General features: G+C 55.7%; 1 protein-coding gene. It reads left to right on the forward strand.

The window, feature by feature from the left end:
* Nucleotides 1-32: 32 nt before the first annotated feature.
* Nucleotides 33-460, forward strand: a 428-nt coding sequence (locus DVK01_RS21345; RefSeq protein ID WP_233562845.1) for a recombinase family protein, incomplete at its 3' end; no start/stop codon positions are given.

Here is a 460-nt window from a genome sequence, read left to right on the forward strand (position 1 = left end):
CAGACCAAGACCCACAACGACAGCTTGACGAACTGCGTGCATTCGCTCAAGACACATACGATGGCCCAGAGATTCACGAGTATGCAGATATCATCAGCGGGACCGAGACTGATCGCGGAGACGAGTACCAACGACTCCGCGGAGATATCGAAGCCGGACATCTTGACACTATCGTCGTCCACGAACTCTCGCGACTGTCTCGACTCGGTGCCGGTGAAATCCATGAATTCCTCGAATTCTGTCTCAGTCACGAAACTGGCATTCAGGACTTAGAGGTTGGCCTCGAAATCAGCCTTGACGATGATCTTGTCGATAGAGCGGTGAGCCAGCTCATTGCCGGAGTGATGGGTGACCTCGCGCGTGTCGAGCACAAACAGAAGCTCCGGCGGATTCAATCCGGTATCGACGCTGCGAAAGACGCTGGCCGATGGACTGGGCGGCCCCCAGCTGGGTTCGATAT

It is taken from the genome of Haloarcula sp. Atlit-120R (assembly GCF_003665885.1).
Taxonomy (GTDB): Archaea; Halobacteriota; Halobacteria; order Halobacteriales; family Haloarculaceae; genus Haloarcula; species Haloarcula taiwanensis.